This window comes from Paraprevotella sp., from assembly GCF_986071375.1.
In genome coordinates, this window is sequence record NZ_CFQRNQ010000002.1 from 162,472 (window position 1) to 185,724 (window position 23,253).

18 protein-coding genes are annotated in these 23,253 nt (G+C 46.8%); all 18 read right to left on the reverse strand.

Features of this window, described 5'->3' with window-relative positions:
• Positions 1–90 precede the first annotated feature (90 nt).
• Positions 91–786, reverse strand: coding sequence for a CDP-alcohol phosphatidyltransferase family protein (locus tag AC5RDV_RS01845; protein WP_278456326.1), 696 nt, complete (start codon positions 784–786; stop codon positions 91–93).
• 94 nt (positions 787–880) lie between these two features.
• Positions 881–3,613 (reverse strand): hypothetical protein, encoded by a 2,733-nt coding sequence (locus tag AC5RDV_RS01850; RefSeq protein WP_276787166.1) that lies wholly within the window; start codon positions 3,611–3,613, stop codon positions 881–883.
• Between the two features lie 189 nt (positions 3,614–3,802).
• A complete protein-coding gene (gene rpiB / locus AC5RDV_RS01855; RefSeq protein WP_172604744.1) occupies positions 3,803–4,237 on the reverse strand; it encodes a ribose 5-phosphate isomerase B in 435 nt (144 codons plus the stop codon).
• Between the two features lie 8 nt (positions 4,238–4,245).
• Positions 4,246–6,261, reverse strand: coding sequence for a transketolase family protein (locus tag AC5RDV_RS01860; RefSeq protein ID WP_008624065.1), 2,016 nt, complete (start codon positions 6,259–6,261; stop codon positions 4,246–4,248).
• Between the two features lie 96 nt (positions 6,262–6,357).
• Positions 6,358–7,956: a xylulokinase gene (locus tag AC5RDV_RS01865; protein ID WP_008624064.1), complete on the reverse strand. Its 1,599-nt coding sequence runs from the start codon at positions 7,954–7,956 to the stop codon at positions 6,358–6,360.
• Positions 7,957–8,065: 109 nt separating this feature from the next.
• Positions 8,066–9,592 (reverse strand): L-arabinose isomerase, encoded by a 1,527-nt coding sequence (araA, locus tag AC5RDV_RS01870; RefSeq protein WP_008624063.1) that lies wholly within the window; start codon positions 9,590–9,592, stop codon positions 8,066–8,068.
• Between the two features lie 47 nt (positions 9,593–9,639).
• The gene (locus AC5RDV_RS01875) at positions 9,640–10,335 is read right to left on the reverse strand and encodes an L-ribulose-5-phosphate 4-epimerase (protein ID WP_008624062.1); all 696 of its coding nucleotides are present in this window, start codon (positions 10,333–10,335) and stop codon (positions 9,640–9,642) included.
• 3 nt (positions 10,336–10,338) lie between these two features.
• A complete protein-coding gene (locus AC5RDV_RS01880; RefSeq protein ID WP_008624061.1) occupies positions 10,339–11,016 on the reverse strand; it encodes an NUDIX hydrolase in 678 nt (225 codons plus the stop codon).
• A gap of 14 nt (positions 11,017–11,030) precedes the next feature.
• Positions 11,031–12,776 carry a sodium:solute symporter gene (locus AC5RDV_RS01885; RefSeq protein WP_276787174.1) on the reverse strand — a complete coding sequence of 582 codons (1,746 nt, stop codon included), beginning with the start codon at positions 12,774–12,776 and terminating at the stop codon, positions 11,031–11,033.
• A 36-nt stretch (positions 12,777–12,812) separates the two neighbouring features.
• On the reverse strand, positions 12,813–13,961 hold the full coding sequence (locus AC5RDV_RS01890; protein ID WP_282747665.1) for an aldose epimerase family protein: 1,149 nt from the start codon (positions 13,959–13,961) through the stop codon (positions 12,813–12,815).
• A gap of 276 nt (positions 13,962–14,237) precedes the next feature.
• Entirely contained in the window at positions 14,238–15,392 is a 1,155-nt protein-coding gene (galK, locus tag AC5RDV_RS01895) for a galactokinase (protein ID WP_172604745.1), read from the reverse strand.
• A 46-nt stretch (positions 15,393–15,438) separates the two neighbouring features.
• A complete protein-coding gene (gene gluP, locus AC5RDV_RS01900) occupies positions 15,439–16,668 on the reverse strand; it encodes a glucose/galactose MFS transporter (protein ID WP_282747666.1) in 1,230 nt (409 codons plus the stop codon).
• Between the two features lie 46 nt (positions 16,669–16,714).
• Positions 16,715–17,794 (reverse strand): aldose epimerase family protein, encoded by a 1,080-nt coding sequence (locus AC5RDV_RS01905; RefSeq protein WP_282747667.1) that lies wholly within the window; start codon positions 17,792–17,794, stop codon positions 16,715–16,717.
• 110 nt (positions 17,795–17,904) lie between these two features.
• Complete coding sequence (locus AC5RDV_RS01910; protein ID WP_282747668.1) at positions 17,905–19,200, reverse strand: bifunctional folylpolyglutamate synthase/dihydrofolate synthase; 1,296 nt, start codon at positions 19,198–19,200, stop codon at positions 17,905–17,907.
• A 17-nt stretch (positions 19,201–19,217) separates the two neighbouring features.
• On the reverse strand, positions 19,218–20,363 hold the full coding sequence (dnaJ, locus tag AC5RDV_RS01915; RefSeq protein ID WP_130892773.1) for a molecular chaperone DnaJ: 1,146 nt from the start codon (positions 20,361–20,363) through the stop codon (positions 19,218–19,220).
• A gap of 13 nt (positions 20,364–20,376) precedes the next feature.
• Complete coding sequence (locus tag AC5RDV_RS01920) at positions 20,377–20,961, reverse strand: nucleotide exchange factor GrpE (protein ID WP_008624041.1); 585 nt, start codon at positions 20,959–20,961, stop codon at positions 20,377–20,379.
• Between the two features lie 83 nt (positions 20,962–21,044).
• Positions 21,045–22,661, reverse strand: coding sequence for an ABC-F family ATP-binding cassette domain-containing protein (locus AC5RDV_RS01925; RefSeq protein ID WP_008624038.1), 1,617 nt, complete (start codon positions 22,659–22,661; stop codon positions 21,045–21,047).
• Positions 22,662–22,724: 63 nt separating this feature from the next.
• A complete protein-coding gene (locus AC5RDV_RS01930) occupies positions 22,725–23,207 on the reverse strand; it encodes a cytidine deaminase (RefSeq protein WP_008624036.1) in 483 nt (160 codons plus the stop codon).
• Between the last annotated feature and the right edge of the window lie 46 nt (positions 23,208–23,253).

Consider the following 23,253-nt stretch of genomic DNA (forward strand, 5'->3'; position numbering starts at 1 on the left):
CAGGCATCAAGGATGGGGAATGGCAAGTTTTTGCATGTGCAGAAACTTGCCATTTAAGAAATGTGTGTATGTTATTTTTAGTAGTCCTTCTTATTTTTGTTTGCTGTAGGGCTTGAGTGGGTCTTGTTTGGCAAATGCGGCACGGTCTTTCATGAACTGTACCAAGAAGATACAGAAAAGGATAATAGTAATGAGGATGCCCAAGATGTCGAATATTCCCCATTCGATGCCCCGCCAGTCGACATGCCATTCGGACCATGACGTGTACATGTAGAGTATGTTTAAAAGGATAAGCAGCAAACGGAATTCTGTAGGACCGAGTTTGCCGTACGTCAGGCAGAATTCTTCCTTGACGATAGTACATACGTAAGTGTAAATGGAAAGGCTCAAATAGCCTGCCAAGGCAGCCAATGCCACATCCATGCGGAACATTGGAGAAAGTCCGGCACCAAGAAAGATGAGGCAGGTGGTGACGGCATCCAATGTATGGTCGATGAAGAAACCGTATACCGGCCGTTGGGTATTACGGAAACGTGCCAGTGTGCCGTCCAGGCTGTCGCCGTACCAATGAAGTACCAACCCGAACGATGAAAGCCACAAATATTTGATGTCTGTATTCGACAGCCATCCCCCTATGGCATAAATTACTGTACCCAATACGCCGATATAAGTCAATGTGTCCGAAGTCATCCATCCGGGTTGTCTTTGGGCTAACCATACCAGTGCTTTCTTCTCGGCTTTGCTGAGAAGGGAAGTTTGAATTCTTTCTGCTGATTCTTTTCCCATTGTTGTATTTTTATCTGTGTAAAAAATATGAATGTCCTACAAAGGTAGGACTTAATTTTAGGGCGGAAGTGTTCTTATATGAGACAGAAATGGTCTATTTGGATGAAAGGGAAAGAGTTGTGGTTACAGGAAGTCCTGTTCGGGTTATTCCTTCCGCCTCTATGGATAAGGTGGTTCTTTTGTTGTTATTGTAAAAACGTAGCTGTGCCTCTCCTTGTGCATTGAACTTCACTTCGGGATTCCAATACAGCGTGCGGCGATAGTCTGCAGTGCCAGGCAGGGGACGCCGGCTATAGTCCGGGTGATAGAAGTCCTTGCACACGGAGTAGCCTCTCACGAGGTAACGGCGGTCACGGAAGGTGTATTGTCGTGCTTCACCCGGGAAAAGGCGGTAGTCTACCACCACGTCGGGTTGGTCTGTACCGCTGTACTTCCAACTGTTTTCCTCGCGGGGGGAATAGTCGGTGTAGATGTAAAGTTTGTCCAGATTGTAGAGCTTGTGGTATTTGCGGCGTACGGCTTCCGTTTGGTTGGTGATGGCCACTCCCACAGGTAATGTCTTGTCCTTGTGGTTGAGCGGCAGGCTGTCGTAACGTTCCTGTATGAAGTAATGGCGGGACTGGTTCATGTCGCCGATGTAGGCTGTGCAGACTTGTTTGGTAAAAGTGCGCCAGTCATACATGCCAGAGTTCAGTCCGTAATCTGCTGCCAGGTTGAACGCCTCGTAGGCATCCACCACGAGCGTGGGTTTCTTCAGGTTGAGTTTGCGCAAACCGCCGCGCTTGTTGCGTACGGTCACGGCAGACATAAGGTGCGTGCCCGAAACCAGACTGTCCGGCAGAAGTGACGTGTTTTCCATGTTTTCGAATACGGCATCATGATAATAGCTGTATGGCTTGGGGAAGACGGGATAGAAGCGGTCTTGCTTCACGTAATAGTCCGGGTAGGCTTCTTCGTCGTGGAACTCCTTGTAATTCCGTTTCTCCTTCCGCTTGCTGAATTTGGTGGAGTCCGTAGCCGTCAGGAAGAGGCTGCAATCACCGTGCAGGATGGGGGAGAGCATGGTGAAACGCCCTCCTTTGGTGTCCTGTGAGGCTTCCACGATGTCAGTGCCTTGGGCGAAAGTAGCTGTCACGGTCACTTCCTTTTTCATCTTGCCGTTGTAAGTCGTGCCGTAAAGGTCGTCCAACGAAAACGGCGTGCCGGCCGTAGTGTAGAGGGGAAGCTCTTTTCCCATCCCCGGGATGTAGATAGTATCGCCATAGTCGGCTTCTGGCAAGAGTGAGTAGGTGGGATGCACGCTGCCTGTCAGGGTTTGCATCCGTTCGGGATAGAAAGACAGGCGGAACGGTTCCACGCCTGCCATCTCGTGCCATTCGTAGCGCCGCCATCCCTGTACGAGCATGAGCAGGTCGAGATTGCGGCGGTGTATACTGTCGTCTGCTTCGAAATAATATCCCGGGTCCTCCACGAAGCCTTTCAGGTCACTGCAAAGCAGCATTTCGGTAAGTATTGTGCCGTTGTCATAGGTTGATTCATCCGTACTGTGGTCACGTACGGAAATGGACAACCGGGCAGAGTCAGGTAGGGAGGCATGGAGTTTCAGCCGTATTTCTATAGGCTCGAACGGTGCATATTCTCTTTTTACTCCGTTTACGGTCAGTAATGTACGTGAATGGTTATGGTGGTTGACGAAGAAAAGGCGTTCGGCCAAGATGTGTCCACGTCCGTCGAAGAGGGTCATTTGGTTCACTCCTTCAGCTAAGCTGTCGGCCGGAACATCTGCTGAGGCTTTTCCTTGACTGTCCAGTTCTAAGGCCAAGAAAGCCTGTGTGGCTCCACCGTGTAGGATTTGTAAGCCGATTTTCTCGTCGGACAGTCCATGACTTTCTATCCGGGTATGGACCAGGCTGTCATTTTGTGTGATGCGCAACGTGCATCCTGTATCCTCAACTTCTGGTAATTCCACTTCATATTCATATTTCCCGTATCGGAATACGGCTTTGTATCTTTCTTCGGCTGAGACTTGGGGGATGTAGAACGTGCCGCGTCCGCGATGGACGGTATGCGTACGTGCAACAATCTGCTCATGACAATCGTATATTGTGAGTTCTGCATCGACATGCTGTCCGTTCTCATCGTTCAGTTCGAAGGCCACGTGTCCGGGTAGTCCGGCCACGAGTGTGCCCCCTTCCGGATAGAATTTCAAGTCCATGTCCGGTTTCCCTTTCCGTGTGCGGAAGTATCGTCGCAGAGGGCGAAGCGTCATGTCTTTTGGGTAAGTGCCGGGAGAGGACGGACGATCGAATACGGGAAACACACGTGAGTAGAGCTTGTCGTAGTCGCGAAAGTAGTCTTTTGCCATCTGTTTGTTATAAAACATCTCTTCTGTGTAGGGGGAGTGAGGATGTTCATAACGGCCGAAGTTCAGCATCCAACGTGTATAGGCGCGTAGTTCGTAATACCCGGCGTACAGGGAATCGGTGAGCAGGAAAGCACCGTGTGCCGTGCCGTCCGGCATTTCCAGTTGCTGGCGTTCCACCAGATAACCGTCCGGCGTGAGTAACTCCACGTATAGGATACGGCTCAAATCCGTGAGGGTTCCTTTGTCGCTGCGGGTTACGTAACCTTTGTACCAAATGGTGTCGCCCACGAAATAGCAAGTATTGTCTATGTGCAGGTACACTTTCTCTTGTGGCAGGGTTTCTCCGAAAAGTTTTACATGGGAGGCTAGGGTGTCTATGCCCGGTACATCAGTTGGGTTTTGTGCCGAGGTGGATGAGCACAGAACGAAGATGGCATTCAGCCAAAGTAGAATTTTTTTCATGATGTATTCTTTTTGGATTTTATCTTGCAAACCCCTTGGTTCAAGCTTATGTGCAAATGTAATGATTTTCCGGTGATTAAGAAAGATAGAACAGGGATTTTCCCGAGTAAATCCCCCATATTAGAAATACAGCCGCAATCCTTTATGAAGGATTGCGGCTGTATGATATGAAAAAAGGAAAGACGCGGATTATTTTACCGGCATTTTGTCTATCCGTTTTTGATGACGACCGCCCTCGAAATCCGTGGCGAAGAATTCGTCCATGATTTTGCGTGCCATTTCCGTATCGATGAAACGTCCCGGCATGACCAACACATTGGCATCGTTGTGCTGACGGCACAAATGGGCGATTTCCGGAATCCAACTCAAGCCTGCGCGTATGCCTTGGTGCTTGTTCAGCGTCATGCTGATACCTTCGCCACTGCCGCATATAGCTATGCCCGGATAGCATTCGCCGTCTTCTACGGCTCGTGCCAAAGGATGGGCATAATCGGCGTAGTCGCAACTGGCTTCGGAATCCGTACCAAAGTCCTTGTAGGCATAGCCTTTTTCGGCCAGGTATTCCTTCACGAATTGCTTGAGTGCATACCCTGCGTGGTCTGAGGCCAGACCGACAGTCTTCACTTCCATCATCAGAGCATTTCTTTGACTTGGTTGTACACGTTCAGTGCCGTGAAGCCAAGTTTCTCATCGAGCACCTTGTAGGGAGCCGAGAAACCGAAGCTTTCCAGGCCGAACACTTTGCCGTTGGCACCTACCAGACCTTGGAGGTTGACGGGCAGACCGGCGGTGAGGCCGAATATCTTGGCACCGGCGGGCAGAATCTCTTCCTGATAACACGGACATTGGCTACGGAACAAACCTTCTGACGGGCAGCTTACGATGCGTACTTTCACACCGTCTGCCCGTAACAAGGCTGCACCCGCCACGAGCGTAGATACTTCGGAACCGGAAGCCACGAGGATAACGTCAGGATTCTCATCGGAACCGGCAACGATATAAGCACCTTTGGCTGCCTGGCTATAATCATTTCCTTCCGGCAACATCTCAATGTTTTGGCGGGAAAGGATGAGGGCGGACGGAGTGTCGGTGTTCTCCATGGCGAGTTTCCAACATGCTGTAGTCTCTTCTGCGTCAGCAGGACGGAGCACGAGCAAGGAATTCTGGCCATGATGGTTCTTCAGCTTTTCCATCAGGCGGATTTGTGCCTCTTGTTCAACCGGTTCATGGGTCGGGCCGTCTTCGCCTACACGGAATGCGTCGTGTGTCCAAATGAATTTCACAGGAACTTGCATCAAAGCTGCCATACGTACGGCCGGTTTCATATAGTCCGAGAATACGAAGAATGTACCGCAAGCAGCAATGACACCGCCGTGGAGCATCATACCGATGCAGCAGCAGGCCATGGTCAGCTCGGCTACGCCAGCTTGGAAGAACGCACCGCTGAAATCACCGGAAGTAAAGGCGTGTGTCTTCTTCAGGAAGCCGTCGGTCTTATCAGAATTGGAAAGGTCGGCCGAAGCGCAAATCATGTTGGGCACTTGTTCTGCCAATGCGCCCAGTACGGCAGCAGAGGCGTTACGGGTGGCATCACCTGCTTTCTGTTTGATGGCAGTCCAGTCCACCTTGGGCGCTGCTCCGCTGAACCATTCGGCCTGTTGTGCTGCTTTTTCGGGATTGGCAGAAGCCCATGCTTTTTCTTCTTCCACGCGGGCGGCTACGATACCTTTCAGTTCTTCGGCACGTTTGGCATAAAGTTCCTTCACGTCGTCGAAAATCACGAACGGATTTTCCGGGTCTGCACCGAGGTTCACCATGGTGTTCTTATAAGCGTCTCCACCGAGAGGAGCACCGTGTGTCTTACAGTTATGTTCGTAGGAAGAGTTGTCGTCCTTACGGGCACCCTTGCCCATGATACACTTACCGATAATCAATGTAGGACGTTGGTTTTCTGCTTTTGCAGCGTTTAACGCCTCGCGAATCTGTTCGCAGTCGTTACCGTTGATTTCAATGACGTTCCAGTTCCATGCACGGTATTTCATGGCTGTGTCCTCGGTTGTTACATCCTTGGTCTCGGTAGAAAGTTGGATGTCGTTGGAGTCGTAGAACATGATCAGGTTGTCCAGGCCGAGGCAGCCTGCAATACGTCCGGCACCTTGGGAGATTTCTTCCTGGATGCCCCCGTCGGAAATATATGCGTAGATGGTCTCTTTGGCAAAAGTCGGATTGCCGGTACGTGCTGCCAAGAACTTGGCAGCGATGGCTGCACCAACGGCGAACACGTGTCCCTGTCCCAACGGACCTGAAGTGTTTTCGATGCCGCGCATTACGTCTACTTCGGGATGGCCCGGGGTGGGAGAACCCCATTGGCGCAACTGTTTCAGTTCGTCAAGCGTGAACTTGCCGATGAGGGCCAATTGCGAATAGAGCATGGGAGCCATGTGTCCGGGGTCGAGAAAGAAACGGTCGCGTCCTTCCCATTTAGGATTAGCCGGATCATATTGCAAAAATTCGGAGTACAATACGTTGATGAAGTCAGCACCACCCATTGCACCGCCCGGGTGGCCGGATTTGGCCTTTTCAACCATGGAAGCAGCCAGGATACGGATGTTGTCGGCTGCGTGGTTCATTACTTGTTTGCTATTCATATTCACTAAATTTTAAATTGAATCCATACTTAAACAGTCTTAAAGCCTGTCTTTTGTATTTTATAAGGACAAAGATAATGGTTTTCTTCCGAATATTTATCTTTTGAACCGGACGGCTGCTTCTTCAATGGGCAGTCCGGCCTTATAGTTTTCAATATATTTGTTGAAGCCTTCCACGTCCTCTGCTGTGGGTGAAACCTCTATGCCTGCATCACCGGCAAAGACATGTTCGTCCAAGAAGTCAGCCAGTGATTGTTTCTTTTCGTTGTTTACAAGGTAGGAACCCAACAGGGCGATTCCCCATGCACCGCCTTCTCCGGCTGTTTCCATGACAGATATCGGAGAGTTGATGGCTGCTGCCAAAACCCGTTGGCCTACTCCCTTGGTACGGAACAAGCCCCCGTGGCCGGTAATCCGGTCCACTCTGATTTTTTCTTCGTTGAAAAGGATGTCGTTACCAATCTTAAGAACACCGACAGAAGCATATAAGTGTGCCCTCATAAAGTTGGCCAAGTTGAATTTGTCATTGGCGGAGCGGACAAATAAAGGTCTGCCTTCGGCAAGTCCGGTAACAGGTTCGCCAGAGAAATAATTGTAGGATACGAGTCCACCGCAATCCGGATGGCCTGTGAGTGCGTGGTTGTAAAGCTTGCCGTATATGTCGTCCATATCGACGGGCTGGCCCTGAAGTTCTTGGAACTCCTTGAAAAGGTTGACCCATGCGTTGAGGTCGGAAGTACAGTTGTTGCAGTGTACCATGGCGACGAGGCTTCCGTCCGGCGTGGTTACCATGTCTATCATCTCGTAAGGTTTGGACAATTCCTTTTCCAGTACGATCATGGAGAACGAAGAAGTTCCGGCCGAAACATTTCCGGTACGTTGTTTGACTGCATTCGTGGCCACCATACCGGTTCCGGCGTCACCTTCCGGGGGACAAAGCGGTATGCCTGCTTTCAAATTGCCGGATACGTCCAGCCTCTTGACTCCTTCAGGAGTGAGCAGGCCGGCATTTTCGCCGGCATTCAATACCTTGGGGAGAATATTTTCCAGTTTCCAACCATATCCTTTGGGGGCAACCAGTTTGTCAAACTTGGCCACCATTTCAGCCGAATAGTTCTTGGTGGCCGGGTCGATGGGAAGCATGCCGGATGCATCGCCAATGCCCAATACCTTTTCACCCGTAAGTTGCCAATGTACGTAACCCGCAAGCGTAGTCAGGAAATCTATTTCGTTGACATGCTTTTCGTTGTTCAGTATGGCTTGATATAAATGAGAGATGCTCCATCTGAGAGGGATGTTGTAGACAAAAAGCTCGGATAGAGCTGCAGCGGCTTGCCCGGTGTTCGTGTTTCTCCATGTACGGAAAGGGACCAGAATCTCTTCATTCTTGTCGAATGCCATGTAGCCGTGCATCATAGCGCTGACGCCAATGGCTGCCAAGGTCTCTATTTCTGTGTCATATTGCTTTTTTACATTGGCACGGAGATCGGCATAGCAATCTTGCAGTCCATACCATATTTCTTCTATACTGTATGTCCAAAGGCCATCTACCAACTGGTTTTCCCAAGTATGACTTCCTTGGGCGATGGGGTGGTTCTCAGGATCAATCAGGACCGCCTTGATTCGTGTAGAACCGAATTCTATACCCAGGATAGCTTTTCCGGTTTCGATGGTTGACTTAGCATCTGTTTTCATATTTAACCCTATAAATTAAAGTATAACAATAATAAATGAATAAATTAAAAGTGCTGCAAACGATAGCTCGCCGAGCACTTTTAATTTTAAATCCTTTGCCGGTATGCTATTAGCAAAGTGCTTTGTTCAGCATATAATACACTTCGTTCATGCGGAGTTCCTTCTTGAACTCGCTGATAGTCGTGTCTTTGTTGATGTGTACCATTTCGATACCGGAAATTTCGGCATAGTCTTCCCAATATTCGGCTGTCAAGTCGTATGAGAAGCAAGAATGGTGTGTTCCACCGGCCAAAATCCAGGCACCTGCACCGATTTCGAAGTTCGGCATGGGTTTCCATAATGCGGAAGCCACAGGGAGCTTAGGCAGAGGTTTCGGTTCGATACATTCCACATCGTTTACAATGAGGCGGAAACGGTTGCCCAAATCAACGACCGTGGCAGTGCAGCCTTTGCCTACTTTTGAAGTGAAGACCAAACGGGCTGTCTGGCTCTTGCGGATACCGATACCAAGGAAATGTACTTCCAGACGCGGTTTCTTTGCTGCGATGAGCGGGCAAACTTCCAACATGTGAGCTTGCAGGATAGAACTGTTCTCTCCATTGAAATTCAACGTGTAATCCTCCAAGAATGAACAACCTGTAGGCAGACCTTGGTTCATTACCCATACTGTACGGTAGAGAGCGGCAGACTTCCAGTCGCCTTCGGCACCGAAACCATAACCATCGGCCATCAAACGTTGTGAAGCTAAGCCGGGGATTTGGTCGAAATGGCTGCCGTCTGTTTGTCCCAAGTCATCGAAGTTGGTTGTGAAACCTTTGGCTCCTTTGGCTTTCAAGATGGCTCGCAGGGCGAGTTCAGCCTTAGCTGAGTTCCACACCTTTTGATAAGCTTCAGTGGTCTTGTCTTCCAATGTGGCATCGTGATCGTATTCATTAAAATAGGTTTTCACTAAAGCTTCCACATCGGCATCTTTTACTTCTGCATGGTATTGCATCAGTTCGCTAACCGGACAGTAGTCTACATGATAGCCCATGCGTTGTTCGGCCTCGACTTTATCCCCGTCTGTTACGGCTACATTGTTCATCTGGTCGCCGAAACGGATAATCAACATGTCTTGTGCATCAGCCCATGCGGCACAAACACGCATCCATACGGCAATCTTGTGTTGGGTATCCTCGTCTTGCCAATAACCTACGACTACTTTACGGCGGATACGCATACGGGTACAGATATGCCCGAATTCGCGGTCACCGTGGGCAGATTGGTTCAGGTTCATAAAGTCCATATCCATGGTATCCCAAGGTATCTCTTTGTTGAACTGCGTGTGGAGATGGAGCAACGGTTTCTTTAACTGCTGCAAACCGTGTATCCACATCTTAGCCGGTGAGAATGTGTGCATCCAGGTGATTACGCCAATGCACTTCTCGTCATTGTTGGCTGCTTTGAATACGGCTTCCACTTCTTTGGAAGAATTGGCCGTTCCTTTATAGACTACTTTAACGGGAAGTTTGCCGGAGGCATTCAAACCGTTAACCATTTGAGTGGAGTGACCGTCGACTGCCACTACTGCGTCACCACCGTACAGAAGCTGTGCTCCCGTAACAAACCATACTTCATATTGATCAAATGCGTTCATGATAAAAATTTTAAATTGTTAGAGATTTGTTAGTTAATATACTTTGTTTATTTCTTTTTCTGTCCGTAGTAGGCGTTCGGTCCGTGTTTACGGTTATAATGCTTCTCGATGAGCAGTGGATTCATTGTGGTTTCAGGGTTTACCATAAAGGATACGAAAGCCATTTTGGCACACTGCTCCATCACCTTGGCATTGTAAACGGCATTGGCCGGACTCGTACCCCAACTGAACGGACCGTGATTCTTTACCAATACACCTGGTGTGTGGTCGGGGTTGATTCCTTCAAACCGTTTAACGATAACATTGCCGGTTTCCAATTCGTATTGTCCTTCTACTTCTGCCTTTGTCATGTCGGAGGTGCAGGGGATAGCTTCGTGGAAATAGTCGGCATGTGTCGTCCCGATATTAGGAATGTCTTTGCCGGCCTGAGCCCATGCGGTAGCATAAGTGGAGTGGGTGTGGACTACTCCTTGAATGTTCGGGAAAGCTTTGTAGAGGACAAGATGTGTCGGTGTGTCGGATGAAGGATTCAATTCTCCTTCTACCACCTTGCCGCTTTCCAAATCTACCACAACCATGTCCGAGGCCTTCATTGTATCGTAGTCCACGCCGCTCGGTTTGATGACTACGAGTCCCTTTTCACGGTCGATGCCTGATACATTCCCCCATGTGAAGATAACCAAACCTTGTTTTACTAAATCAAGATTGGCTTGATATACCTTTTCTTTGAGTTCTTCTAACATAGTTCATAATTTAAATTTAGGGGCTTTACGGTAAGCGTTTTCGTTGAACTTATATAAAGCAGCTCCCCGTTTCGACCCTGTTTTATCAATTTTATCTGTTTTTTCGATATAGTTCAAGTCTGCAACCCGTTTGCGGAAATTCCGTTTATCAAAAGGCTCCCCATAGATAGCTTCGTACAAACTTTGCAATTGGAACAGAGTGAACATACTTGGCAAAAGGTTGAAACCGATAGGTTCGGAAGAGGCTTTCTTTTGCAACATGATTCTGGCTTGATTTACCATTTGGGAATGGTCGAAAACAAGTGGTGGAATTTCGTTGATTTCCGCCCAATGCGCATTATGCTGCTGTACCAGATTCCGGTCATATTCATTGATGTTGATTAATGCATAATATGCCACGGATATTACTCTTTCTCCCGGGTCACGGTCTACTTCTCCAAAAGTTCCGACCTGTTCCATATATACGTTTTCAAGTCCTGTCAGTTCTGCCAAGACTCTTTTGGCTGCATCGTCTACGCTTTCTCCGTCTTGCACGAATCCACCCATTAAGGACCAACTACCCTTTGCCGGTTCGAAATTCCGCTTGAGCAAGAGCAGTTTTAAACTGCCCTTGTCAAAGCCGAATATGATGCAATCTACGGAAACGTAGAATCGAGGGTTTATATTATAATAGGTGGTCATTATCTATATTTGTGTTACCAGAAATATGCATAGAATAAGGCACAGAGTATGATGACACCTAAAGAGGCTATGACATCCCAAACGTTCCAACTTTCACGGATGGTCTTCTTATAATTGCCTGTAAAGGTGATTGCAGCAATCTGCTCGGCAGATGGTTTCGCTGTGAACATTGATACAATGTACATCAGAATGATGATGAATACGAGCAGCCAGACCTCGAAGATGAGCCAATTGGTCTGCCAGAACCAACTGGTATATTCCCAAAATGCGCCGTCCATGACAGCTTTTCCAGAGTCGGTAATGACGTTGGTGAGCAAACGTACCATACCAATCAGGAAACCGCCAATCAGACCCCATTCACCCGCTTTCGGAGTGATTCTCTTGGAGAATATACCAAGGGTGAATACGGCAACCATGGCTGGGGCAATCAAGGATTGGATATCTTGAAGGTATGAGTATAAGTTACCCATGTTCATCATGATGGGCATCCATGCCAATCCGAGCAATACGACCACAACTGTAGCCACACGTCCTACCAATACATAATGACTTTCACTCTTTCCTTTTTTCATAGGCTTGTAGAAATCCTCTGTAAACAAAGTGGCACAGCTATTGAAGAATGCGGCCAAGGAAGCTACGAGTGCACAGATAAAACCGATAGTCACAATACCTTTAATTCCAGCCGGGAGAATGTTTTTTACCATCATGGCAAAAGCACCATCGGTGTCATGGGTGTTAGTGATATCCATGACAATACCACTGCCGGCTTTTTGGGAAAGTGCAAAAGCCACCATGCCGGGAATGAGGAACATGAAAACCGGAAGGAGTTTGAAATAACCGGCCGCAATTGTACCACGGCGCGCACGTGCCATGACTTTGCCGTTATCTTCACCTTTGGTTTGTCCGAGTACACGTTGTACAATATGCTGGTCTGTACACCAATACCAAAAACCGATGATTGACGCACCGAGGAAGACCACATAACCGGGGAATTGCGGATACATGGGGTCAGCGGGATCGGTGTGGAACATGTGGGTTGTTCCGAACCCGTCATGGGCTGCATTGCATACGGCCATCATTTGAGACCATCCTTCAGTGATGCTACCGTCACCCAACATGTTCAAACCGAGGAACAGAACCAAGAAAGAACCGATAATGAGAATCGGGGTCTGGATGGCGGATAAAGTCATTACTCCTTTCATTCCGCCAAATACCGTGAATACGGCAGTGATTGCGATAAGGCCAATCGCACCGTACCAGAACGGAAGGCCGAGGAGATACTCAAAGAAGATACCACCGGTAAACGCAGTGACGGAGACTTTGGTCAACACGTAGGCAATCAGTGTGATGATGGACAGCCACGAACCTGTACGTTGGGTATAGCGGAATTTCAGGAAGTCCGGCATCGTGATAATCTTTCCCATTTTGTTATTCAACAATTGATAGAATGGAACGAACAACCAACCTAATATCAGAATCATCCATCCTTGCATTTCCCAATGGGCCATGCCTACACCGTCTTTGGCTCCTGTGCCGGCCAGACCGACAAGGTGTTCGGAACCTATATTGGCTGCAAAAATAGCCGCACCGATGATGTACCAAGGTTCGCCCTTTCCGAAAAGGTAATCTTGGCTGTCGGCCCCTTGCATTTTCTCTTTGTCTTTTTTGATGGAACGGTAGACAGCCCATACAATCGCTATGACTCCGATGGCGAGAACCAACCAGTCAAGCCATATAAATTCACTTGAATTCCAATTCATGTTTTTGTTTTTGTTTGATGATATAGTTAATGATGATTATTTCTCCACGGTGAATTTGAAAATACATTCGCTGTGATAAGCCTGTCCCGGCTCCAATATTACCGAAGGCCATTCCGGTTTATTCGGGCTATCGGGGTAGTGCTGGGTTTCGAGGCAAACGGAAGCACGCTGGTTGTATACGATTCCTTTCTTTCCGCTTAATGTACCATCCAAGAAGTTTCCGCTGTAGACTTGAATGCCGGGTTCATTCGTATAAACTTCTAATGAGATGCCGCTTGTCGGCGAAGTTAGTTTTGCTGCTAATTGGTTGATATCTCCTTGGGTGTTCAATACCCAATTATGGTCATAACCGTTGCCGTTTTTCAGTTGGATAAAATCAAATTTGTCTATATCCTGTCCTACGGCTTTCGGAGTAGTAAAATCCATTGGAGTTTCTTTTACTGTAACGATTTCGCCCGTAGTCATATATGTACTGTCTACAGGAGTATAGTTGTCCGCATTGATATATAAAATATGATCGGTAGCTGGTTGAGACGGATTGCCTGATAAGTTGAAATAAGAATGGTTGGTCATATTGATGACGGTCTTCTTATCTGTGGTTGCATCGTATTTAATGTCCAAGGCATTATCACCGCTTAGGGTATAGGTCACCGTTGCAGTTACAGCTCCTGGGAAGTTTTGGTCCCCGTCAGGAGAATACATCGTCATAGCCAGTGTCGTATCGTTCAATTGCTTTCCCTCATACACTTGATATTGCCATCCTTGAGGCCCTCCATGCAGACAATGGCCAAAATTATTGGTGGGCAATTGAATAGAATCCCCATCAATAACGATTCTGCCTTTGTTTATTCGATTGGCATAGCGACCTATTGCGGCCCCGAAATCACTGGGCTTGTTAATGTAATCGGCTATACTGTCGAAACCTAACACGACATCGCGTAAAGAATCATTTTTGTCTGGTACCATAATAGATACAATCCGCCCGCCAAAGTTTGTGATACAAACTTCCATTCCATTGGAATTTTTAAGAGTGTACAAACTTGTCGGTTTGCCTTTTACGTCGGCTACGAAATTCTGCGGATCAAGTCCTGAAACGGTTAAATTACTTTGAGGTTGTTGGCTACATGAAGCCAAAAGAACTGTGATAAGTCCTACACCTAAGATTGCATTTCTTTCTTTTTTCATGGTGAATGAATTAAAAGATTTAAATTGAATGTAAAGTTACGACTTTATCTCGTATTTCTATTGCAAATATAGATGTTTTTGGGCATAAGGTGTATGCCTTACACTTCTTTTTATTCTTTTTTCTATGTTATAGTTTATTAAAAACCGTACAACTGTAGAAAAATAAGATAGATAAGACACCATTTTATTCAGTTGTGGGTTGCGTTAATAAAAAGGGAACCACTACATTATAATGATTCCCTTTTTCTACATAAATAAGATGCTAAGATTTTGTTTTTAGCAGAGTTTTCTGGATCCGTCTCCGATGACTACATCAATAATGACCGGTTCTTTGCCGAATTTTTCTTTGAATTTCGATTTGGCTACTTTTACGAAGTTGTCATAAAGTTCATCACTTACAAGGTTGATAGTACAACCTCCGAACCCTCCTCCCATAATACGAGAACCAGTTACCCCTTCTTCTTTTGCTATATCATTCAGAAAGTCCAATTCCGGGCAGGAAACTTCGTATTCTTTGCTCAGGCCGTAATGGGTTTCGTACATTTTCTGTCCTACGGTTTCGTAGTCGCCTTTCTCCAAAGCGTCACAAACAGCCAAGACACGTTCTTTCTCGCCAATGACATATTTAGCTCGCATGAAATCTTCAGCTGATACTTCGTTCTTCACTTCGTCCAACATGGCATAGTCTGCATCGCGTAAACTTTTTACCTCTGGGTGATGCTTGTTGATGGTGGCAGCTACGTTTTCGCAACTTCTGCGGCGGTCATTATAGGGGGAACCTACAAGTTCGTGCTTTACGCAAGAGTTTACCAATACCAATTTATAGCCTTTCGGGTCGAACGGGAAGTATTCAAACTCACCGCTACGGCAATCCAAACGCATCAAACTACCTGCTTTACCGTGAACAGAAGCGAATTGGTCCATGATACCGCAATTGCATCCCAAATATTTATGTTCTGTAGCCTGTCCTACTTTAGCCAATGTCATTTTGTCTATTTTGTTTTCGCCGAACATATCGTTGAGTGCAAAAGCATATACGCTTTCCAATGCAGCAGAAGAAGACATTCCTGCGCCGAGAGGAACATCGCCAGCGAATGCTGTGTTAAAACCTTCCACAGGAACACCCAATGCCATCATTTCCCGGCACACGCCGAAAATGTAGCGAGCCCAACTTGCTTTTGGTCCCTTTTCATCGTCTAAAGAAAACTCCACGTAATCTTTCAAGTCGATAGAGTAGGCACGTACATTTCTTGTCCCGTTTACTTTTATTTCAGCTATCATACCTTGTTGAACAGCACCGGGGAATACAAATCCGTCATTATAATCAGTGTGTTCACCGATGAGGTTGATACGACCCGGAGAAGCATATACAGAACCGGTTGTTCCATCAAAATGTTCAATGAAACGGCTTCTTACATCATCTATTGTCAATTTCATAATCCATTTATTTTATGAGGTTAATAAAAAGAGATTTTTCTTATCCTTTAAGTCCTACCTTAGAACCTTTCCAACAGAACCAAATAACATAGAGGTAGTAGATAAACATCATGCAGATTGCCATTCCTACACCTGTATGGTCCACTACGACACCCATCAACAACGGCAGTGTGGCCGCACCTATTACACCCATGTTAATGATACCGCTAGCTGCTTTTGTATGTGGTCCCAATTCCTGCAAACCGAGGTTGAAGATGAGCGGCCACATTACAGAGTGGAACAAGCCGGCTGCCAACATGGCGTATACGGCCGCCATCCCCGGAAGAACGAATGAAATGCCGACGCATGCCGCACCTCCGAGAAGGCAAACCGTCAACAAATGGCGTGGTTGGTATTTGCTTAACACACCGGCACCGATGAAACGTCCAACCATCATACCACCCCAGTACAAGGGCAGGAAATCTTCGGCTTTGCCGCCCAAATCAGGCTTGCTGTCGAAATAAGCAGACAACATGGAGGGAATACCGATTTCCAATCCCATATACATAAAGATGGCAAAAGCACCAAACCATACGTGGGGGTACTTGAACACGCTCGATTTGTATTCTCGTGTGTCACCATTGTCGGCAGCTTGCTCTTCTTCTTTGATTTCCGGAAGTTTCAAGAAGTAAAGAATGATGCAAAGCAGGAAAGTAAAGATACCCAATCCCAAGAAAGGAACGGTCACATCGTTTCCGCTTAATTGATCTTCCGATTTGCCTGCAATAATAAAGTAGGTAATAAACATCGGAGCCAATGTCGTGGCTACAGAATTTAGGGCCTGGCTTAACGTCATACGGAATGCCCCTTTCTCGGGTGCGCCTAACACCATGACGTACGGATTCGCAACGAGTTGCAACATGACGATACCCAATGCCACACAACACATGCTAGCCAAGAAAATATTATAGATGGTCGTCTGGGTGGCATCCAAATTCGTTGAGATACCAAAGTAATTGATTACGAATCCCAATCCGACAACGGCCAAACCAAGAACCAATGTCATCTTATAACCAATCTTGTTCATCATAAGAGCAAAGGGAATTGACAAGGCATAAGCTCCATAAAATGCGGAATTAACGAGTTGTCCCTGTGCTTCTGTCAGGTTGAATACGGTCTTGCAGAATCCAATCATAGAATTGTTCATTGTCGTTACGAAACCGATAAGGAAGCAAACGATAATGACCACCGTGAGGGCGAACGTGTAGTTCGGTTGCGTTTTTTGAGTCATTTGATAATTTGTTTTTTTAAGATTTGTTTTTCTATTATAGTTTCACTTATTTTTCAGTACCGAATTTATAGATTGTGGTTTGGGTATAAGTTTCTCCCTGTTTTAGAACTACAGACGGAAAGTAGGGGCGATTGGGAGAATCGGGGAAATGTTGGGCTTCAAAGCAAATTGCGCTTCGACGCGGGAATGTTGCTCCCAATTGTCCCTTGTATCCGTCAGCCCAATTATCCGTGTATACTTGAACTCCAGGTTCGGTGGTATAAACTTCCATTGTACGGCCGGAAACAGGCTCGTATATTTTAGCTGCAAAACTCAGTTCGCCTACTTCTCTCTTGTTGAGGACGAAGCAATGGTCGTAACCGGCGCCATTCTGCGTCTGTTCGTCATCGGCATCTATGCGTTCGCCGATTTCACGCGAGGTCGTAAAATCAAAAGGAGTGCCTTTTACAGGTTTGATTTCTCCCGTAGGAATAGAGGTGTTGTCAATAGGAATGAAATAATCAGCATTAATCTGACATTGCAGTTTTTCAATAGTTGGAGTGGGGTTGGCAATACCGGCCAAACTGAAGAACCCGTGATTAGTCATATTGACGATGGTTGTTTTGTCGGTTGTCCCTTTGTATTCGATGATCAATTCATTGTCGTTGGTGAACGAATAAGTGACATCCATGTCTAATTTTCCAGGAAAACCTTCTTCATTATCTGCGAATGTATAATGTAAAAGTAAGGTACGCTCGTCCGTCTGTCGGGCATCCCAAACCCGGGCATGGCATCCGGTCGGACCGCCGTGAAGGCTATTCGGCCCGTTATTAACCGTCAATGAATACTCTTTCCCTTCTAACGTGAATTTACCCTTACAGATACGATTACCATAACGGCCTATCAGCGTACTGAGGAATGGCTCCGGGCTACTGATAACCTCCTGGATGTTGTCATGCCCTTGAATGACATTTGCCATTTTTCCGTCGCGGTCAGGAACCATGATGGCAACCAATGCTCCTCCGTAGTTTGTAATGGCTACTTCACAACCCTTATTGTTTCTCAGGATAAACAAATCTGTTTGTTTGCCCTGAACTTCTGCTTGAAAATCTTCTCTTTTAAGACCACTAATATTTTTTAAACTCATCAGACTAATGATTTAAAGTTAAATTATCGTTATGCAAAATAAGAAAAAAACTTTCTTATTGCAAAAGATTTCGGGGAAAAAGATGATGCAGAAATGAGAAGATTTGCAGATTATGCTTGTTCGGGGTGATAAAAGGCTAAAAAGTCGGCAACAACGAACGTGCTGCCTCCTACGAAAATCAAATCCTTTTCCGTAGAAGATTGCCGTGCCGCCTGAAAGGCAGACCGTACGTCGGGCCAGGAAGTTCCCCTTAATCCGGCTTCTTGGGCGAGTGTTTGGAGTGTGTGTTCGTTAAGTGCCCGTTTGACGCTTGCTTTTGTGAAATAATAGATGGCACATTTGGGAAGTTGTTGTAGGACGGAATGAATATCTTTGTCATTCACCATACCTATTATAATGTGGAGTTTATCGGCTTGGACGCATTCCAGTTGTTCGGCGATATAACTTATCCCCCCTGTATTATGTCCAGTGTCACAGATTACAGTGGGGCGCGTTCCGAGTTGCTGCCAACGACCTCGTAAACCGGTAAGTTTGCAGACGTGTCCGAAGCCGAGTTCAATGTGTTCTTGCGCGATAATATAACCGGCTTTTCGTAGTTCGTCAATAGCTGCAAGTATGGTTGCCGTGTTCTTTTCTTGGCAGAGTCCTCCCAGTTCGCCTATAAAACTTCCGTAATGAAGAGTCTCGTAAACACGTGTATTGCCTTCCGGACGGGAGGAGATGATTTCATGCTCTTCTTCTGCAAATCTTATTGGTGCATTCATCTCCAATGATTTATCCTTGAAAACCTTTTTCGTTTCCTCGGTAGTCTCTCCGATGACCACTGGAACTCCGGGCTTGATGATTCCTGCTTTCTCCCCGGCAATTTTCGCAAGGGTGTTTCCCAAAAATTGTACATGGTCAAAGCTGATATTGGTAATGACGGACAAATCCGGAGTTATGATGTTGGTACAATCCAAGCGTCCTCCCATGCCCACTTCGATAACGGCGACATCCACTTCGGCTTTTGCAAAATATTTAAAAGCCAAAGCCGTTGTCAATTCAAAGAAAGAAGGGTGCAGAGGTTCGAAGAAAGAGCGTTCGTCTTCGACAAAAGAAACCACTTCGCATTCCGGTATCATTTGTCCGTTTACCCGTATGCGCTCTCTGAAATCGGTCAGGTGAGGTGACGTATAAAGCCCCACTTTGTAACCTGCGGTTTGGAGTATGGCTGCCAATGTATGGCTGCACGACCCCTTGCCGTTAGTGCCCCCCACGTGGATGGTTTTGAATTTACGGTGGGGGTGACCAAAATGCTCATCTAGCAACAAGGTGTTGCTTAGACCTTCTTTGTAAGCAGTTCCTCCTACATTTTGGAACATGGGTACACTGTTAAACAAATATGTCGTGGCTTCTTTATACGTCATCTCCTTATTTATAGCTTTTATTCAAAATAGCTTTTGAACTTTCTGAATATCTTTTCTTTAATGGATGGATTCGGAGCGAAGTTATCACTCTTCTTCATCTCTTCCAACGTCTTCTTTTCGTCTTTGCTCAAAGCTTCCGGAATATACACACTGATATTTACGATAAGGTCTCCTGTGCCGTATCCGTAACCTTGTACGGCAGGCAACCCCTTGCCTCTCAAGCGTACCACCTTGCCCGGTTGTGTGCCCGGTTCTATTTTGATTTTTACCTTTCCGTCGATGGTAGGGATTTCCGCATCGCCGCCCAATGCTGCAGTGGGGACATCCAAGAGCAAATTGTATATCAGATTATTGTCTTCCCGTAAGAGTTCCTTGTGCGGCTCTTCTTCGATATAGACCTGAATGTCTCCCGGGACTCCGTTACGTCGGGCTGCATGGCCTTTTCCCGTGACGGTGACGACCATGCCGTCTCCTACGCCTGCGGGAATTTTCACTTCAATGACTTCTTCGCCGTTGACGATGCCTTCCCCTCCACATTCTTTGCATTTATTCTTTATAATAGTTCCTTCTCCTCCACATGTAGGGCAAACAGCTTGTGTTTGCATCATGCCGAAAATGCTTTGTTGGGTTTTCACGACAAAGCCGTTACCATGGCATGTCGGGCATGTCTCGGTCGCGCCGCTACCCTCGGCTCCGCTTCCGTGGCAATGAGGGCAGGCCACTTTCTTTTTGACCTTGAATTTTTTGGTTACTCCTGTGGATATTTCCTGGAGCGTCATTCTTACTTTGAGGCGAAGATCCCCTCCTCTGTATTGGGGTTTCCGGGTTCTGCCGCCTCCACCGAAGCCACCAAATCCGCCATGGCCTCCGAATATGTCACCAAACATAGAGAAGATATCATCCATGTTCATACCACCACCGCCAAATCCGCCGGCACCATTTACGCCTTCTGGCCCGAACTGGTCGTAACGGGCACGTTTTTGCGGGTCGCGGAGCACGTCGTATGCTTCTGCAGCTTCTTTAAATTTAGCTTCGGCTTCCTTATCATCCGGATTACGATCGGGATGATATTTGATAGCCATTTTCTTATAAGCCCTTTTTATCTCGTCGTCCGAGGCGTTTTTTGAAACGCCTAGCACTTCATAATAGTCACGTTTCGCCATATTTTATTGAGGTTTAAAGTCCTACGGCCACTTGAGAGTGGCGAATCACCTTTTCATTTAAAGTATAGCCTGTTTTGACACAGTCGATGATTTTACCTTTCATTTCATCCGAAGGAGCCGGTACTTGGGCGATAGCCTCATGCAAATCCGTGTTGAAATCGGCATTTTCGGTCTCTATTTTCTTGACCCCTTGTTCGCCTAAGACTTTTACGAATTTTTGGAATATCAGGTCAACCCCTTCTTTTACGGCAGCCACGTCTTCCATCTTGTCCATATTCTTCAATGCACGTTCCATGTCGTCCAATACAGGCAGTATGGCCGTAATTGTTTTTTCCGCCCCGTTTAAAATCAATTCAGCTTTTTCTTTGATGGTACGTTTGCGGTAATTGTCAAATTCGGCAACCTGACGCAGGTATTTGTCTTGCAGTTCTGCCACTTTGGTTTCTGCAGCAGCCAATTTATCTTCCACAGACATTTCCTTTGCAGGTTGTTCTTCAGTTTTGTCGCCTTCGTCTTGTTGTGTGGTTGCTACATTATCCAAAGTTTCCTCTTGTTGGGCTTTCAGCTCTTCTTCGTTCATATCTTTATTTTTTTCCATGATGCAATATTTTAAAAGGGTATTTAGTCGCTAAATACCCTACAAATAGTTTGCCATTCGGCTTTTGTTTCTCAAAAATATTTTTAATCCCCGTACATTCTTGTTTTAAGCTCCTTGATGTGGTCGCTGGCAATGTACTCGTCGTATTCCATCATCTTGTCGATAATGCCGTTGGGGGTGAGCTCGATGATGCGGTTGGCTACGGTTTCGATGAACTCGTGGTCATGGCTGGAGAACAAGATGTTGCCTTTGAACAGTTTCAGGTTGTTGTTGAAAGCCTGGATGCTCTCCAAATCCAGATGGTTTGTCGGAGTGTCCAAAACGAGGCAGTTGGCGTTTTTCAGCTGCATGCGGGCTATCATGCAGCGCATCTTCTCTCCTCCTGAAAGCACGTTGACTTTCTTCAGGACCTCCTCTCCCGAGAACAGCATTCTTCCGAGGAAGCTCTTGAAATAAACTTCGTTGCCTTCACCGAACTGGCTCAGCCAATCCACAAGGTTCAAGTCGCTTTCGAAGAAGCGGGTGTTGTCGAGAGGCAAATATGCCGTAGTGATGGTTACTCCCCACTTGTAGTCGCCTCCTTGTGCTTTACGGTTACCGTTGATGATTTCAAAAAAAGCTGTCATGGCACGAGGGTCACGGCTCAGAAAGACAATTTTATCTCCTTTCTCTACGGTAAAGTTCACGTCGTTGAAAAGCACGGTTCCGTCATCCGTCGTGGCGCGTAACCCTTTCACCTCAAGGATTTGGTTGCCTGGCTCGCGTTCCATCTGGAAAATGATGCCCGGGTATTTGCGGGTAGAGGGGCGGATTTCCTCTACATTTAGTTTTTCCAACATCTTTTTCCGACTGGTGGTCTGCTTGCTTTTAGCTACGTTGGCTGAAAAACGCCGGATGAATTCTTCCAATTCCCGTTTCTTTTCTTCGGCCTTGGCTTTTTGGTTTTGAGCTTGCCGCAGAGCTAACTGACTGGATTCGTACCAGAAACTATAATTGCCTGCAAACATCGTTACTTTGCCGAAATCAATATCCACTGTATGTGTACAAACTGCATCCAGAAAATGGCGGTCGTGGCTTACAACCAATACCGTATGTTCGAAATCGGAAAGATAGGATTCAAGCCATTGCACCGTGTCGAGGTCGAGGTCGTTGGTCGGCTCGTCCAACAGCAGGTTGTCCGGTTCGCCGAAGAGGGCTTTTGCCAACATGACACGTACCTTTTCCTTACCGCTCAGTTCGCCCATCAGTGCGTAATGCTTGTCTTCTTTGATACCCAGTCCGCTCAACAAGGCCGCAGCATCGCTTTCGGCATTGTATCCGCCCATTTCCGCGAACTTTTCTTCCAGTTCGGCCACTTTGATGCCGTCTTCGTCCGAAAAATCAGCTTTGGAATAAAGCGCATCGCGTTGTTGCATGATGTCCCACAATATGGTGTGTCCCATCAGCACGGTGTTCAGTACGGTACATTCGTCATATTGGAAGTGGTCCTGGCTAAGTACGGAGAGCCTTTCGCCCGGTCCTAGTTCCACGCTGCCTTTTGTCGGTTCCAATTCTCCGGAGATGGCTTTCAGCAACGTGGACTTTCCGGCTCCGTTAGCCCCGATGACCCCGTAAATGTTTCCATTGGTGAACTTCATGTTTACATCCTTGTACAGGACTCTTTTCCCGAACTGGATGGCAAGATTCGATACGCTAATCATACTCTATATACCTTATTATATATGTCTTGGTTTGTAATACGGCGCAAAGGTACGAAAAATATTTTATTCGTTCATGGTTTCTCCCGTAAACTGCAACGGGAGCAGGGCTTTGATGGAGTCGACCACGTAAGTGCCCTCTTCTCCGAACAGCAGGATGCGTATGGGGCGACCGTACCGTTCTTCCACTCCAAGGATGACTTGCCGGCAAGCTCCGCAAGGAGGGATGGGGGATTTCAGGAAAGTCCCGTGGGCGTATGCCGCAATGGCCAGTTCTTCCACGCTTTTCTCCGGGTAGCGTGCGTTGGCGTAGAATAGTGCGGTACGTTCCGCGCACAGGCTTGACGGGAAGGCGGCGTTTTCTTGGTTGCTTCCTGTGACTATGGTGCCATCGGACAACCGGGCCGCAGCTCCTACACAGAATTTTGAAAAAGGTGCATAGCTGGTTTGTGTGGCATCTTTGGCTTTGTCTATTAACTCTCGGTCCGCATCCGTTAGTTCCTCGTAGTCGTATATTCGGACTTTGCTGATGATTTCTTTTTCTTTCATGGGACTTTCCTCTTTTGGTTAGTAACATACAAATATAAGCTTTTTA